The sequence below is a fragment of the Marinobacter sp. Arc7-DN-1 genome (assembly GCF_003441595.1).
Classification (GTDB): domain Bacteria; phylum Pseudomonadota; class Gammaproteobacteria; order Pseudomonadales; family Oleiphilaceae; genus Marinobacter; species Marinobacter metalliresistant.
In genome coordinates, this window is the sequence record NZ_CP031848.1 from 2323520 (window position 1) to 2339755 (window position 16236).

Below are 16236 nucleotides of genomic sequence, written 5' to 3' on the forward strand. Positions count from 1 at the left end.
CGAACCCGACACTCATTACAACTAGAAAGGAGTCACCATGTCTGAGACGATTTTTACCAAGATCATCAACCGGGAAATCCCCGCCGACATTATTTACGAGGACGACATCAGCCTGGCGTTCAATGACATCAATCCCCAGGCGCCGGTGCATTTTCTGGTGATCCCGAAAAAGGCCATCGCCACCATCAACGACCTGACGGAAGCTGACCGCGAACTGGTCGGGCACCTGTATCTGGTGGCAGCGAAGATTGCCAGTGAACAGGGTTTTGCGGATGACGGCTATCGGGTGGTCATGAACTGCGGCGAGAATTCCGGGCAGACGGTGTTTCACATCCACCTTCACGTCCTGGCCGGCAAGCCGCTGGGGTGGCCGCCTTATACCGACAAGATGAAGCAGGCCTGAATGAACACGGGGTCATGAACACGGGGTCAGATGAAAGCTTTCATCTGACCCCAATTTCGACCCCAGCTTTGACTGGACGAAGTCCTAACTCCGATGTTTAACCGATCAGCGACCGACGACTCTTTCGGCCTCTTCCACCGGCGTATGACGAACGTCCTCGCCCTTGACCATGAAGATCACGTTCTCGGCAATGTTGCAAGCGTGGTCACCGACCCGCTCCAGGGCACGAAGCACCCACATGACCGACATACACCGTGAGATGTTGCGGGTATCTTCCATCATGAAGGTCAGCAGGGTACGGGCGGCCGCCTGATACTCCTCATCGACCCGCTTGTCTTCCTTCATGATCCGCAGGGCCTGCTCGGAGTCCAGACGTGCGAAGGCATCCAGGGCATCGTGGAGCATGCTGAGCACGTGGGCACCGATATGGCGGACTTCCACGTAACCACGGGGGGCCTGCCCCTCCTCGGTCAGCTTGATGGCCAGTTTGGCAATCTTCTTGGCCTCATCACCCACACGCTCCAGATCAGCCACCATCTTGATGACCGAGATCACCAGGCGCAGGTCCCGGGCGGTAGGCTGACGGCGGGCGATAATCAGTGTCGCCTCTTCGTCGATCTCTACTTCCATCCGGTCGACTTTCTTGTCGTTGGCACGGATTTCATCGGCCATATGACCATTACCATCCACCAGAGCCTGAATGGCATTCTCAACCTGGACTTCAACCATGCCGCCCATTTTCAGAAACTCGGTTTTGAGCGCCATCAGTTCGTCATTGAACTTGTTGGAGATGTGATCTCCGTACACGTCGTCCTTCTTCGTAGGCATACTGTTGTTCTCCAAAATTCCCCAGGTCCGGAATCAGCCGAAACGGCCGGTTATGTAGGACTCGGTCAGTTCATGTTCCGGCGAGGTAAATACCTTGTTGGTCTCGTTCACTTCCACCAGGTGCCCGAGGTGGAAGTAGGCCGTGCGATGGGATACCCGGGCCGCCTGCTGCATGGAGTGTGTCACAATAACAATAGTGTAGCTCTCCGACATCTCTGCGATCAGCTCTTCCACCTTGGCGGTCGCGATGGGGTCCAGCGCGGAGCAGGGCTCATCCATCAGGATCACTTCCGGGCTGACAGCAATGGCCCGGGCGATACACAGGCGCTGCTGCTGGCCACCGGACATACCCGTTGCGGTGGCATCCAGCCGGTCCTTTGCTTCATCCCACAGGCCGGCCTTGCGCAGACTGTTTTCAACAATCTCGTCCAGATCGGACTTGCGGTTGGCAAGGCCGTGAATACGCGGGCCGTAGGCCACGTTGTCGTAGATCGACTTCGGAAACGGGTTCGGTTTCTGAAACACCATACCGACCCGGGCACGCAGCTCAACCACATCCCGCTTGGGGTCGTAGATGTCATGATCGTCCAGTTGCAAAGACCCCTTCACACGACAGATATCAATACTGTCGTTCATGCGATTCAGGCAGCGCAGGAAAGTGGATTTACCACAGCCTGAAGGCCCGATAAAGGCGATGACCTCATTGCGGGAAATATCCAGACTGATTTTCTTGATCGCACGGGTGTCACCATAGAATACGTCAACATCCCGAAGTTTGAACTTCGGATCGTCAGAGAACGGTTTGCCGACGGTTTTGCCTTCCTCGATGATGGTTTCCGCCGGTTTCTCTTCCTGAATCGGGACAGCTGCCTCTTCCGACTGAGACGCCTCACTGGTAATCGTCGGGTTAATGCTATTCATTGGAATCTCCTCACCACCGGCGCTCAAGACGCTTACGCATCCAGATCGCCAGTGCATTCATACTGATCAGGAAGGTCAGCAGCACCATAATGGCGGCTGATGCACGTTCAATAAAGGCCAGCTCGGGGCTGCCTGCCCACAGGAACACCTGCACGGGCAATACGGTTGCGGAGTCGAAGAAGCCGTCCGGCACGTCGACGATAAACGCGACCATACCAATCAGCAGCAGCGGCGCGGTCTCTCCGAGTGCCTGGGCCATACCGATGATTGAGCCGGTGAGCATACCCGGCATGGCCAGAGGCAATACATGGTGCAGAACCACCTGCATCTTGGAGGCGCCAATGCCTTCGGCAGCCTCACGAATGGAAGGCGGCACACTTTTGATGGCGGCGCGGCTCGATATGATGATGGTTGGCAATGTCATCAGGGTCAGTACCAGGCCACCGACCGCCGGAACAGACCGCGGCATGCCGAAAAGGTTGATGAACACCGCCAGACCCAGCAGACCGAAAATAATTGACGGGACAGCCGCCAGGTTGTTGATGTTGACCTCAATAAAATCGGTGAACTTGTTTTGCGGGGCAAACTCTTCCAGATAGATAGCCGCAGCCACGCCGATCGGGAAGGAAAGTATCAGGGTCACGAACATCGTGAGCAGAGACCCGACAATGGCACCGAGAATACCCGCTTTGGACGGATCCCGGGAGTCGCCACCACTGAAGAACACATCGTTGAAAGAAGTCTCGATGACATCCCTTTCCAGTAGCTCATCCACCCAGGCCATCTGCTGTTCATCCAGCTTGATCGAGTAGGCCTCATCTCCGGCGTGCTTCACATAGACGTCAACATCCGTATGAGTAAGGAAACTCATGGTCTGAGTGGTACCGAGCCAACCGGGATTCTCATTGAGCGCATCACGAAGGTCGACAGACGCGTACGGGTTGATCAGGTCTTTTACCTGCTTCCGATCATCCTCAGTCGCTCCCGGAATTTCCTTGATCAGCGCCTGAATAAGAGGCTCCACAAAATCCGCCATCTTCAGCTGGCGCTCATCCGTGGGGTCATCCAGGTACATCATCTCGCGATCGAGATTCACCTCAAGCGTGATGGTGGTTTTGACGAAGCCGGTGTACCCCTTCCCGATGATATCGGTAAAGAGGATTAACAGAGCACCCAGGGCAATGGCGATTGCCAGAACTCCGTAGGCGCGGAACCTGCGTTCCTTGCGGTAGCGGCGCTTGAGCGACTGGCGGACAATCTCCGCCTGTGAACGTTGATCAGTCATACTGTTCCCGATATTTACGGACAATTTTCAGGGCAATTACGTTGAGCAACAGGGTTGCCAGGAAGAGCATGGCACCGAGTGCAAACGCGGCCAGCGTTTTGGCGCTGTCGAATTCCTGGTCACCGGTGAGCAGGGTGACGATCTGAACGGTTACGGTTGTGACCGTTTCCAGTGGGTTAGCAGTCAGATTCGCAGCCAGGCCAGCGGCCATGACCACGATCATTGTCTCGCCAATGGCCCTGGAAACCGCCAGCAGGATGCCACCCATGATTCCCGGCAACGCTGCGGGGAAAATAACCTTCTTCATGGTCTCCGATTGGGTCGCCCCCAGGGCAAGGGAGCCATCACGCATCGCCTGGGGTACGGCGTTGATCACGTCATCTGACAGGGAGGATACGAATGGGATGATCATGATACCCATGACAGCACCGGCAGCCAGCGCGCTTTGCGACGACGCTTCGATGCCAATGGAAGCGGCCAGATCGCTGATAAAGGGCGCAACCGTCAAGGCAGCGAAGAATCCATAAACCACCGTGGGAATGCCTGCCAGCATTTCCAGCAGCGGCTTGACCGCACCGCGAACTGTCTTGTTCGCGTATTCAGACAGGTAAATAGCAGACAGCAAGCCGACCGGCACCGCCACCACCATGGCAATGGCAGAAATAAGCAGCGTACCGGTAAACAGGGGAATCATCCCGAAGGCACCCTCTGCAGCTACCTGATCCGCCCGAAGTGCAGTCTGCGGACTCCACTGGCTACCGAAGAAAAACTCGGTAAACGGCACCTTTTCAAAGAAGCGGAAGGTTTCCAGTGCGACCGAAAAGATGATGCCGACGGTGGTCAGAATGGCCAGGGCGGCACAGGAGAAAAAGAGCCACTTGAGGATGGATTCGACCTGGGTCCGGGCGTTCAGGCGCGGCCGGATTCTCAGCCACCCCAGGAAACCCGCGAGAACAGCGACCGCGATTACAAGGGCCGACATCAGAAACTGACTTTGGGAGCGCAAGGCCTTCAGACGCTCCGCCGCTTCCGCGATGGGCGCTTCCGCAAACCCCGGCGGCAAGGCGCCGCTCGCCACGTTGCTGATCTTACTGAGCAGAAGGCTGGCCTCACCTTCATTTGCCGGCATCATGCCTTCCGGCAACCCGCCAATCACAATCAACTGAATGACTTTTCCCTGAAAAGCCGCCCAAAGGGCCAGAACAATCAGCGCAGGAATACCGCTCCAGAGTGCCGCACGGGCCCCATAATAGAAAGGCAGGGACTTGAGGTGGCGAATACCCCCCAGTGGCATGGCCAATGACCGGGACCGCGCATATCCCAGCCCGTAGGCGACGACTGCCAGCACCAGGGTCAGCAAAAGAAGATTAGCCGGTTGCATGAAAATTCCTGTCTTCGACTTCAGATAGGCGCACAGTTTACAGATTCGGCTCTGCGCTGGCACCAGGTCGTCCAAACGTGCAAAAGGGTGCGGATCCTGTTGAGACCCGCACCCCTGTTTTACAAGACTTCTGGGTTACTTGAGCTCGTCCAGGGTCAGGTTGCGCATGTTCTCAGCCTTATCCATCAGGTCCATCAGAGCTGCGCGGGGCGGTACGATCAGGCCAACGTCTTTCAGGTAGCCGTTCTGTCCCATGGCTGCGTTGCTGACGAACTCGTCAACATATTCCTTGATACCGGGAACCACACCGATGTGAGCCTTCTTCACATAGAAAAACAGTGAACGCGCAACCGGGTATTCATCGGCAGCAATCGCCTCAGCGGTCGGAACCATGCCGTTCAGAGTGGCTGCCTGCAGACGGTCCGAGTTTTCTTCCAGGAAGCTGTAGCCAAACACACCGTACATGGCGGTATCGCCAATCAGCTTCTGAACGATCAGGTTGTCGTTCTCACCGGCTTCGATGAAAGCACCGTCTTCACGGACGCTTTCGCAGATGGAGCTGTGCTCGTCTTTGCCCAGGCTCTTTGCCTCAGGCAGCGCGTCACAACCGGCGGCCAGCGCCAACTCGTTGAAGGAGTCACGGGTACCGGAGGTCGGAGGGGGGCCCATTACACGGATCGGCTTGTTCGGCAAGCTGGAGTCAACGTCGCTCCAGTTTTTGTTCGGGTTGGCAACCCACTTACCGTCAACGGGAACCTTGGAACCCAGAGCCAGGAACAGCTGCTCAAGGGTGATATCGAGGTTCTCGGCATTCCTGGAGCTGGCGATAACGATGCCGTCAGAACCAATGCGGAACTCGGTGATGTCCTTGACGCCATTTTTCTGGCAAAGCTCGAACTCGGAGGTTTTCATTCGGCGTGAAGCGTTGGTGATGTCAGGGTGCTGGGTACCAATACCCTGACAGAACAGCTTCATACCGCCACCGGAGCCAGTGGACTCGAGCTTCGGCGTGCTGAAGTCGGTTTTGGTGCCAAAGCGCTCAGCCACCACGGTAGCGAACGGATAAACAGTCGAGGAACCCACGATGCTGATGGTGTCACGGGCCATGGCCGGCGCGGACAGGGCGGCTACGGAGCCGGCCAGCGCAACGGTCGCGAGTGCTTTGTTCAGTTTCATCACATCAAATCTCCATTATTCGGTTTGGACGTTGTGTCGGATGTGTTTTACCGATGGATGCAGACTAACGGCACTCTGTGACAACTTTGTTACAGCATCTGAAATATAGTCCGGAATGTTCAAATTTGCTTGCAGCGGCGCCTCAGCCCGCTACCATGCGGGTTACAACAATTCCAGGCTTGCTAAAGGCAATACTATGACCGCGTATGACGATGACAAACCCACACCTCGTGGTGAACTGGCGCTTCAGGTAATTCCCCTTCCCGTCGATACCAACGCCAATGGTGATGTGTTCGCCGGCTGGCTGGTCAAACAGATGGATATCGCCGCTGCCACCATGGCCGGTCGCATTTCCCAGGGCCGCAACGCCACCGTTGCCATGGACCGGATGGAGTTTCTGTCGCCGTTACGGGTTGGTTCGCAGGTGGGCTGTTATTGCGAGCTGGTCGATATCGGTCGCAGCTCCATGAAGATCAACGTCGAGGTCTGGACTCTGGACCGCACCGCGAAGAATCCCCGCAAGGTAACCGAAGGCCTTTTCGTTTATGTAGCGATCGATGAACACGGCCGGATCCGGGAAGTACCCGAGCAAAGCCTCTGAACTTCATCTCCAGCCATGTAACAGGCGGGCGTAGTTCAATCGCTCCCAGGTTTGAGCGTTCGGGGCGTTTTCCATGGAAAGGACGCCCCGGGCTTCGGCCAGTGAGTCGTAGCCCATTCCGGACAGTCTGCGCGTCATCTCTTCAGTGATCCTGGCCAGAGCCTTGGGTCCCTCAGCCAGCAAGGCTGAGACGACCTGTACAGCAGTGGCGCCAGACAGGATCGCCTTTGCGGCATCGTCGCCACTATGAACGCCACCTGAAACGGCCATCTCAAGGCCTGTCCGACCATACAGCATGGCAACGCCGTGCAGCCGCAGAGGCAGTTCGGCGTTGGTGGACAGCACCACCTCCCGGCTCAGTTCCAGCTCATCCAGATTCATATCCGGCTGAAAGAAGCGGTTGAACAGCACCAGCCCCCGGGCGCCCGCCGCTTCCACGCCAGCGACAAAAGCTGGTAGCGCGGAATAGAAGGGCGACAGTTTGACACTGACCGGGATGGTGACCTGCTCCACCACCGAGCGCACCACATCGGTCTGGCGCTGTTCCAGGGTAGCGGCAGTATCGGACAGGTCAGTGACCAGATCATAAAGGTTGAGCTCGATGGCGGAGGCGCCGGCGTTTTCCAACTCCCGGGCATGCTGGGTCCAGCCCCCGGGGGAAGTGCCATTGAGCGACGCAATCACTGGAACATCCAGCGCGCTTTGCAGCAGTTCCAGGCGTTTCAGGTAGCTGCCGGAACCCATCTCAAACACTTCGGATTCGGGGAGGAACGAGCGTGCCTCGGCATCCATGTTGATGCGGGAATCGATAAAGTGGTGGGCGGCCATCTGTTCCGCCACCAACTGCTCCTCAAACAGCGAATGCATGACTACTGCACCGGCGCCGGCATCCACGCAGGCCTTGAGGGCGTCCAGATCATCGGTCAGTGGGCTGGCACCAACCACCAGGGGCGAGCGCAGGTCGAGCCCGAGCCACTGGATTGTCAGGTCAGTCATGATTGTCTACTCCCTTGTCCTGGTCTGCTGGCGGCTCATGGGGCTCAAAGTGAATGCCCGCCAGTTGCATGTACAGCTCGCGTTGGTCCTTCGCCGCTTCGCTGGCCGCGGTCACCAGTTGCTCATACCGCTGTGGATCCCTGAGTTCCAGCATGCGGAAGCGGGCTTCCTCCTGCATATAGGTCTTCATGGGCACTTTCTGGCGCACGGAGTCCAGTTGTAACGGTGGCAGGCCCTCGTGAATTCGGCGGGGGTCGAAGCGATAGATCGGCCAGGCCCAACTGTCCACCGCCCGGCGCTGCTGGGCTGGGGAGTACACCAGATCATAGCCGTGGGCAATACAGGGGCTGTGGGCAATGATCAGTGCCGGGCCATCAAAGCTTTCGGCTTCCTGCAGAGCTTTGGCGGTCTGATTGCTATGGGATTGCATGGCAATCTGGGCAACGTAGACATGGCCATAGCTCATGGCCAGCAGGCCCAGATCTTTCTTGCGGGTTTCCTTGCCGGCGGCGGCAAACTTGGCAACCGCACCCATAGGCGTAGCCTTGGATTGCTGGCCCCCGGTGTTGGAGTACACCTCGGTATCCAGCACCAGCAATTTGAGATTCTGGCCCGACGCCAGCACGTGGTCCAGACCACCGTAGCCAATATCATAGGCCCAGCCGTCTCCGCCAATCACCCACACACTCTTCGGGCACAGTTCATCCGCCAGGCCGGCCAGTTCCTGTGTCTCCGGGCCTTGCTGATCCGCCAGCCAATCACGCAGCCAGCCCACCGCTTCCCGCCGTGCCGCCACGGCGGTCTCGTCGACAGTGGCACAGGGGCCCGTCAGGGCGCCGTAGAGTTCGGGGGGCAGCCGCTCTTTCAGTCCGTCCAGCAACTGTCGGGCCCGGGCCACCAGCTTGTTCAGTCCCATTCGCATGCCCAGACCCAGTTCAGCGGCATCCTCGAACAGCGAGTTGTTCCAGGTCGGCCCCCGGCCATCCGCATCCACCGTGTAAGGCGTCGTGGGCAGGTTGCCGCCATAAATAGACGAGCAGCCGGTGGCATTGGCAATCAGCAGGCGATCGCCCAGCAACTGGGTGAGCAGGCGAATGTACGGAGTCTCGCCACAGCCGGCGCAGGCGCCGGAATACTCAAACAGGGGAATTAACAGCGGCAGCGACTTGAAATCCCGGGGGATACGATCCCGGGGAACGTCCGGAAGGTTGCGCAAGAACGCCAGGTTTTCCGCCTCCGCTTCCCGGTGTTTTTCCGCCGGCCTCATGTTGATGGCCTTACGCTTTGGCTGGGTCCGATCCCTGGCGGGGCAGACCTCTACACACAAACCGCAGCCGGTACAGTCATCCGGCGCCACCTGAATCCGATAGTCGAGGCCCTCCAGTTCCGGGGTATGGGTCTCGGGTACCGCTTCGAAGGTTTCCGGGGCCCCCTGGCCGGCCTCCGGCTCGAAGACTTTGCAGGTGATGGCGGTGTGCGGGCAGATCATCGCGCAGAAGTTGCACTGCACACACAGGTCCGACTCCCAGACCGGAATCTCCTGGGCAATGCTGCGTTTCTCGTACTGGCTGGTGCCGGTCGGCCAGGTACCGTCCGGCGGAAAGGCGCTGACTGGCAGCTTTTCACCCTGCCCATCCATCAGCAGACGGGTGACTTTCCGGACGAAGTCCGGCGCATCTTCCGGAACCCTTGGCGGACGACGGCGGGTTGCCGTCACCGCCTCCGGCACAGACACTTCATGCAGGTTCGCCAGGGCAGAATCCACTGCCTCCACATTGCGACGCACCACCTCCGGCCCACGACGGCCCCAGGTCTGGCGAATGGATTCCTTGATCTGGGCAATGGCCTCATCACGGGGCAGGATATCCGCCAGGGCGAAGAAGCACACCTGCATGACGGTGTTGATACGTCGCTCCAGACCGGCCTTTTCCGCCACCTCAGCGGCATCAATCACGAACAGATGGGCCTTGCGCTCGACCAATACCCGCTGGGCTTCCACGGATAACCGATCCCAGGCCTGGTCCGGAGCCCAGGGCACATTGAGCAGCACCGTGGCGCCCGGAGCCGCATGTTCCAACACATCGAACCGCTCCAGAAACTGCGGCGCGTGGACGGCCACGAACTGGGCCTGACGGATTTGATAGCTGGAGCGGATCGGCAGCGGCCCGAAGCGCAGGTGCGACACGGTGGTAGCGCCGGATTTTTTGGAATCGTAGACAAAGTGGCCCTGGGCAAACAGATCCGTGCCCTCGCCGAGGATCTTGATGCTGGCCTTGTTGCTGCTGACCGTGCCATCGGCCCCAAGGCCGAAAAACAGTGCCCGGCGGGTTTTCGGTGACTCGATATCCAGTTCGCTGTCCACGTCGAGCGACAGGTGCGTCACGTCGTCGCGGACGCCCACGGTAAAGCGGGTTTTCGGTGACGTCTCCTTTAACTGGTCAAAGACCGCGCAGACCATGGCCGGGGTGAATTCCCGGGAGGACAAGCCGTAACGCCCGCCGATCACCCGGGGCAAAATCTCCCGGTCGCCCCGGCTATAGGCCTCCATCAGCGCGCCGCTGACTTCCAGCACAAGAGGCTCGCCCTGGGCACCGGGCTCCTTGGTCCGGTCCAGTACCGCCAGGTGTTTCACGGTCTCGGGCAGCGCCTGCAGGAAACGGTCCGTGGCGAAGGGCCGGAACAGCCGCACCTTGAGGACGCCCACCTTTTCCCCCTGCGCCATCAACCATTCCACAGTCTCGTGGGCGCACTCGGCGCCGGACCCCATCAGGATAACCACTCGCTCCGCTTCCGGATGGCCAAGGTAATCGAACAGCTGATATTGGCGACCGGTGATTTCAGCAAATCGCCCCATGACGGCTTCCAGACGTTCCGGAAATGCCCGATAGAACGGATTGGTGGCTTCCCGGGCCTGGAAAAACGCATCCGGATTCTGGGAAGTGCCCCTTACTACTGGCCGGTCGGGGGTCATCCGGCGGTTGCGATGTTCTTCCACCCCTTCATGAGACACGAGTGCCTGCAAGTCCTCGTCACTGAGCGCCACAATCTTGCCGATTTCATGGGAGGTGCGGAAGCCGTCAAAGAAATGCATCACCGGTACCCGGCTTTCCAGGGTTACCGCGTGGCCAATGGCGGCCAGATCCTGAGCTTCCTGCACCGAGCCCGAGGCCAGTAGCGCAAAACCCGTTCCTCGGGCGCTCATTACATCGGAGTGGTCACAGAAGATAGACAGGGCATGGGTGGCAACACTGCGGGCGGCAACGTGCATGCAAAAAGGCGACAGTTCGCCAGCAATCTTGAACAGATTGGGCAGCATCAGCAGCAGTCCCTGGGAGGCGGTGAACGTGGTCACCATCGAACCCGCCTGCAGCGCTCCGTGCATCGCGCCAGCAGCCCCGGCTTCGGACTGCATTTCCACCACGCCCGGCACCTGGCCCCAAAGGTTAGGCTTGCCAAGCGCAGCCCAGTCATCCGCGTGTTCACCCATCGCCGAAGCCGGGGTGATCGGGTAGATGGCAATGGTTTCACTCAATCGATAGGCCACCGAGGCCACGGCTTCATTGCCATCCAGGGTATGGAATGCCATCAACACCACTCCTTGTCAAAACTGTCAGACTGCTTTGAGTCTAGGCGGGGCAGCTATCAGCCACAAGCGGTGGGACAGCTTGCCGAACCAAGCTTGCGCAATTCGTCAAAAAGCCCGGCCAGGGCAAGACGCTCACACATCCGCAGAGTTCTGGCTGTCGGGCTGTCGGAATACCGGTAAACCGGCCTACGCCTTGGCCCGGCCCAGCGACCAGAGCCCGAATACCGGGCCGGGCACCAGCAGCAGCGCCACCCAGACCCCCAGGTCACCCCACAAGCCGCTGGTCAGCCAGATGGCCGGCAAGGTGAGCCCGAACCCCACGGCATTCATTACCGCCAGCGACGAGCCTACCGATTCCCGCGGCGCCGTGGCCGCCGCCAGGGCGGAGAACTGCGGCGAATCCGCGACTACCGCAAGCCCCCAGACAAACAGCAAGGCAATCAGGAGCACCGGCGACAGCCCGCTTAACCAGGGGTATACCAGGCAAACAGTTCCTGAAAGCATCAGGGCCCGCCAGGCAACCCATTCGCTCCCCTTGGTACGGCTCAGTCTGCCGCCACCGATACAACCGGCTGCCCCTATTCCGATTACGGCAAAAGCCAGCCAGGGGATGAGCCCGTCATCCGCACCCAAACGCTGCAACTCCCGGCCAATCAGTAAGGGCGTCAGCGTCCAGAAGGCATAAAGCTCCCACATGTGCCCGAAGTAGCCACCGGCGACCGCCCGAAACCTGGGTATACGCAATGCCGCCAGACCCTGACTCAGGGGTATGGGACCACTGCTTTTGGGCAGATGCGGCCCGTCACCCAACAGGAACACCATGGCACCTCCAGCCAGCGCCAACACCGATGCCACCAGTAACGGCAACTCCCAGGGCAGGCCGAATGTGGCGCCGCGCATAAGATGAGGCAATGCGGTGCCAAGTGTCAGCATGCCCACCAACCACGCCAGGGCCGCGCCGGCGTATTTCGGTGTCCAGGCAATGACCATTTTCATGCCGAGCGGATAGATACCGGCCAGGCACAGGCCTGTGGCAAACCGCAGCAGGAAATCCAGGGGTGGCAGATGGGCGGCAAAAACAAATCCACCGTTCACCAATGCCCCCAGCAGGCTCGACACCGCAAAAATCCGGCTGGCGCCAAACCGGTCCGCCAGCCCGGTTACAGCGATGGTCAGAGTGCCCACGATAAAGCCGGCCTGGACCGCCAGCGTCAGCCGGCCCAGATCGGTCTCCGTGAGGCCCAGCTCGCCGGAGAGCGATAACCAGACGCCGTTAACGCTGAACCACAGGGAAGTACCGAACAACTGGGCCAGCACGATAACAGGCAGGGGGTAACGTCTTAGCAGGTCGATCATTATTGTTGTCTTTTCTCCCTGGCTCAGGACTTTACCAACCGGTCCAGACGCAAACGTTCTCGATCATCAAACAGCCTGCGGCCACCCCAGGAGACCGCCATCACTGCACCAAAACCGGTGCCTGCCGTGATGATGAGCATCACCAGAATCTGGTATTTCACCGCCACCGCAGGCGGACTGCCCGCCAGAATCTGACCGGTCATCATGCCCGGCAAACTGACAATACCGGCAACCGCCATAGCGTTGATCGAAGGCATCATGCCACTGCGCATGGCCTCCCGCCGGATATCCTCCAGTGCCTGCTGCCAGGTTTGCCCCAGCATCAGCCGGTTCTCGATGACCGCCCGTTGCCGCCAGACCGACTCGTTCAGCCGGTCCAGTGCCAGGCTGACACCGGTCATGGTGTTGCCGAGCATCATACCCAGCAACGGAATGGCGTATTGAGGGGCATACCAGGGGGTTGGGCCGATCACCACGCTCAGCGCCAGCACCGTGACAGTAAAGGAGGACACGAACATAGCCCCGGTACCAATACCAAAGGCCCACCCTCCCTGCAGCCGCCGGCTCTGGCGCGCTACCACTTCCCTGCCCGCGACCAGCAGCATGACCAATGCCATCAGGGCAATCCAGTAGAACCCGGAGGAGGCGAACAGGACCTCCAGCACCAGTCCGATCAGGGCTAACTGGATGACCGTGCGCAAAGCGGCAACCAGCAGGTTGCGGGTAATGCCCAGTCGGGCCAGATACCCGGTCACCGCCAGGGCCAGAATCAGCAGAGCTGCCAGCCCGAGTTTCCACCAGACCAGATCAATCACGTCCATGGACAGGCTCCAGTCTGGCTCCGTAAATCCGGTAGTGTGCATTGGCGACGCGGTGGATCTGCGCCGGGTCGTGGGCAACCCAGAGGGTGGCAATCTGCCGCCGTCGAATCTCCTCAAGCAGCCAGATTTCAATGGTTTCCGTGGTCTCGCCATCCAGATTGGCAGTAGGTTCATCCAGCAACAGCGCTTCCGGTTGCATGGCAAGGGCACGCCAGAGCGCCAGACGCTGCCGCTCCCCGGAAGACAGCCGGCTGACCGACCAGCCCATCACCTCTGGAGGAAAACCCAGCGCCGGTGGTAGCAGGTCACCAGTCGTACCAGGGAAGTGAGCAGCCACATCATCAAACCACCATTGGCTGTCCGCCGGCACCATCACCACACGCCTGCGCCACTGGTGCGCTGGCAGGGAAAGCTGATCGGTGCCATTGAGCGAGATGCTGCCGCCATGGGGCTCCAGGTCTGCAACGGCACGCAGCAACCGGCTTTTACCGCTGCCGGAAGGCCCGGACAAGCAGACCACTTGCCCTCCGGGCACAGCCATCGATACCTCATCCAGGCTGCCGACACGGACGCCTTCCAGCAATAGTGCCTTCAAAACCGGCTCGCCCGGGCAACTCCGAACCATTCACAAGCCTCCAGGCCGGTCACGACGCTGGTCGTCCGGTTTGCGAGACAGCCACGGCGCGACGATCTGGCAACAGGAGCGACAACATCGCTGCCATTACCACCAACACTGAGGATATCCACAAGCATGCTTCCAGGCCATAAGCCTGATAGACCCAACCGGACAAAATCGTTCCCAGCAGTCGTCCGGCGGCGTTGGACATGTAGTAAAAGCCCACATCCAGGGACACGCCATCACCCCTGGCGTAGGAGACTATCAGGTAGCTGTGCAGGGAGGAATTGATGGCAAACAGCACCCCGAACAGCAGCAGACCGCCGATGACGACAAACTGAGGCGACCAGCCAGCCAGCAGGCCACTGGCAATGGCGGCGGGAATCAACGCCAGGGCAGCCGCCCAGAGCACGGCCGGCTGCTTGCCTTCCCTATTCCCGGTAATCCGGGGCGCGATGGCCTGGATAAAACCATAGCCGATAATCCAGATGGCCATGAAACCGCCCACTTGCCAGAAATCCCAGCCAAATACCGTGTGCAGATACACCGGCAGGGCCACCACAAACCAGACATCCCGGGCCCCGAACAGGAACATGCGCGCGGCGGACAGTACGTTGATCGCCCGGCTCTTGGACAGGATTTCACGGAACTTCGGCTTCGCCTTGCTCTTGCCCAGCTCCCGCCTGAGCAGGAACAGGCTCGCCAGCCACACAAGGCCCAGCGCCACTGCCATGATCACGACCGCACCTTTAAAGCCAGCGGCCACCAGCAACACGCCACCCAGGAAGAACCCCACACCCTTGAGGGTATTCTTGGAGCCGGTAAGAATCGCCACCCACTTGTACAGGGTGCCCTGCTGCTCATCCGGCACCAGCAACTTGATGCCGCTCTTGGCGGACATCTTGTTCAGGTCCTTGGCGATACCGGAGAGTGCCTGTGCGGCCATCACCCAGGGCACGGTGAGCATGGCCGCCGGCACCGCCAGCATGGCCAGCGCGACAATCTGCAGGCCCAGCCCGATATTCATGGTACGGTTCAGGCCCACGCGGGCGCCCAGGTAGCCGCCCACCAGGTTGGTCACCACCCCGAAAAACTCGTAGAAGATGAACAGCAGGGCGATTTCCAGCGGCGAATAGCCCAACTGGTAGAAATGCAGCACCACCAGCATCCGCAGGGCACCATCGGTGAGGGTGAAAGCCCAGTAGTTACCGGTGATAATCAGGTACTGTCGGATGGCGGCCGTCATATCACGCCGAGCCCACCCGGCGCGCCAGTTCGGCGGTGCGGTTGGCGTAGCCCCACTCGTTGTCGTACCAGGCATAGATTTTCACCTGGGTACCGTTGACCACCATGGTGGACAGGGCATCAACGATGGAGGAACGCGGGTCGGTCTTGTAGTCGATGGACACCAGCGGGCGTTCCTCATATCCCAGAACGTCTTTCAATTCACCCTCTGCCGCTGCTTTCAACAGCTGGTTCACGGTGTCGCGATCCGTGGGTGTTTCCACTTCAAACACGCAATCGGTCAGCGACGCATTGGTTAAAGGCACTCGCACCGCGTGGCCATCCAGCCGCCCTTTCAGTTCCGGGAAGATCTCGATAATCGCCGTCGCGGAACCGGTGCTGGTCGGGATCAACGAACTGCCGCAGGCCCTGGCCCGGCGCAGATCCTTGTGGGGCGCATCGATGATGGTCTGGGTGTTGGTGAGGCTGTGAATGGTGGTGATCGAACCGTGCCTGATGCCCAGTTTCTCGTGGATCACCTTTACCACCGGCGCCAGGCAGTTGGTGGTGCAGGAGGCGGCCGTGACGATGCGGTCGTTGGCAGGATCAAAGATGTCGTCGTTTACGCCGACCACGATATTCCTGGCACCTGCTTCCTTCACCGGTGCGGTAACCACCACCCGCTTCACCCCCTGGTCCAGGTACCCCTGCAGGGCGCTGACTTTCCTGTTGACGCCACTGGCCTCAATCACCAGGTCGCAGCCGGACCAATCGGTTTCGCCGATGGTCTTGTTGTGGGTCACGCGGAGTCGCTGCCCCTCGATAACAATCTCCGTACCATCGGCAGAGGCGTCATGGCGCCAGCGGCCATGGATGCTGTCAAAATTGAGCAGGTGGGCCAGGGTGCCGGCATCCGCACCCGGATCGTTGATGGCGACAAATTCCATCTCCGGCCACCCCCAGGCAGCCCGCAAGGCCAGGCGACCGATGCGGCCAAATCCGTTAATTCCGATTCTGATCTTGCTCATGATGTGCTCCTGAA

The 16236-nt window shown here is 59.7% G+C and carries 14 protein-coding genes; 2 read left to right on the forward strand and 12 right to left on the reverse strand.

Features of this window, described 5'->3' with window-relative positions; genetic code table 11:
• Positions 1-37 precede the first annotated feature (37 nt).
• Positions 38-403, forward strand: a complete 366-nt coding sequence (locus D0851_RS10910) for a histidine triad nucleotide-binding protein (RefSeq protein WP_117618678.1) — start codon at positions 38-40, stop codon at positions 401-403.
• Between the two features lie 105 nt (positions 404-508).
• On the opposite strand, the gene phoU is transcribed toward D0851_RS10910, so the two are convergent.
• The 5 genes from phoU to D0851_RS10935 form a co-directional block, all read right to left on the reverse strand.
• Complete coding sequence (phoU, locus tag D0851_RS10915; protein ID WP_117620366.1) at positions 509-1231, reverse strand: phosphate signaling complex protein PhoU; 723 nt, start codon at positions 1229-1231, stop codon at positions 509-511.
• Positions 1232-1264: 33 nt separating this feature from the next.
• Positions 1265-2152 carry a phosphate ABC transporter ATP-binding protein PstB gene (pstB, locus tag D0851_RS10920; RefSeq protein WP_117618679.1) on the reverse strand — a complete coding sequence of 296 codons (888 nt, stop codon included), beginning with the start codon at positions 2150-2152 and terminating at the stop codon, positions 1265-1267.
• A 10-nt stretch (positions 2153-2162) separates the two neighbouring features.
• Positions 2163-3437 (reverse strand): phosphate ABC transporter permease PstA, encoded by a 1275-nt coding sequence (pstA, locus tag D0851_RS10925; RefSeq protein WP_117618680.1) that lies wholly within the window; start codon positions 3435-3437, stop codon positions 2163-2165.
• Positions 3430-4818: a phosphate ABC transporter permease subunit PstC gene (pstC, locus tag D0851_RS10930; RefSeq protein WP_117618681.1), complete on the reverse strand. Its 1389-nt coding sequence runs from the start codon at positions 4816-4818 to the stop codon at positions 3430-3432. Before pstC ends, pstA begins: the two co-directional genes overlap by 8 nt.
• A gap of 135 nt (positions 4819-4953) precedes the next feature.
• Positions 4954-5997, reverse strand: a complete 1044-nt coding sequence (locus D0851_RS10935) for a substrate-binding domain-containing protein (protein ID WP_264756441.1) — start codon at positions 5995-5997, stop codon at positions 4954-4956.
• 193 nt (positions 5998-6190) lie between these two features.
• Here D0851_RS10935 and D0851_RS10940 point away from each other — a divergent pair, with 193 nt between their 5' ends.
• Complete coding sequence (locus tag D0851_RS10940; RefSeq protein WP_117618683.1) at positions 6191-6595, forward strand: acyl-CoA thioesterase; 405 nt, start codon at positions 6191-6193, stop codon at positions 6593-6595.
• A 3-nt stretch (positions 6596-6598) separates the two neighbouring features.
• Here D0851_RS10940 and D0851_RS10945 read toward each other — a convergent pair whose 3' ends face one another.
• The 7 genes from D0851_RS10945 to D0851_RS10975 all read right to left on the reverse strand — a co-directional run bounded on the left by D0851_RS10945 (position 6599) and on the right by D0851_RS10975 (position 16222).
• Positions 6599-7591, reverse strand: coding sequence for a dihydroorotate dehydrogenase-like protein (locus D0851_RS10945; protein WP_117618684.1), 993 nt, complete (start codon positions 7589-7591; stop codon positions 6599-6601).
• Positions 7584-11177 carry a pyruvate:ferredoxin (flavodoxin) oxidoreductase gene (gene nifJ / locus D0851_RS10950; protein WP_117618685.1) on the reverse strand — a complete coding sequence of 1198 codons (3594 nt, stop codon included), beginning with the start codon at positions 11175-11177 and terminating at the stop codon, positions 7584-7586. The genes D0851_RS10945 and nifJ overlap by 8 nt, the downstream gene beginning before the upstream one ends.
• Positions 11178-11363: 186 nt before the next feature.
• Complete coding sequence (locus D0851_RS10955; protein WP_117618686.1) at positions 11364-12533, reverse strand: MFS transporter; 1170 nt, start codon at positions 12531-12533, stop codon at positions 11364-11366.
• A gap of 23 nt (positions 12534-12556) precedes the next feature.
• Complete coding sequence (locus tag D0851_RS10960; protein WP_117618687.1) at positions 12557-13354, reverse strand: ABC transporter permease; 798 nt, start codon at positions 13352-13354, stop codon at positions 12557-12559.
• Positions 13341-13979, reverse strand: a complete 639-nt coding sequence (locus D0851_RS10965) for an ATP-binding cassette domain-containing protein (RefSeq protein WP_117618688.1) — start codon at positions 13977-13979, stop codon at positions 13341-13343. The genes D0851_RS10960 and D0851_RS10965 overlap by 14 nt, the downstream gene beginning before the upstream one ends.
• 19 nt (positions 13980-13998) lie before the next feature.
• Positions 13999-15216: an organoarsenical effux MFS transporter ArsJ gene (gene arsJ / locus D0851_RS10970; RefSeq protein ID WP_117618689.1), complete on the reverse strand. Its 1218-nt coding sequence runs from the start codon at positions 15214-15216 to the stop codon at positions 13999-14001.
• A gap of 1 nt (position 15217) precedes the next feature.
• Entirely contained in the window at positions 15218-16222 is a 1005-nt protein-coding gene (locus D0851_RS10975) for an ArsJ-associated glyceraldehyde-3-phosphate dehydrogenase (protein WP_117618690.1), read from the reverse strand.
• Positions 16223-16236 lie beyond the last annotated feature (14 nt).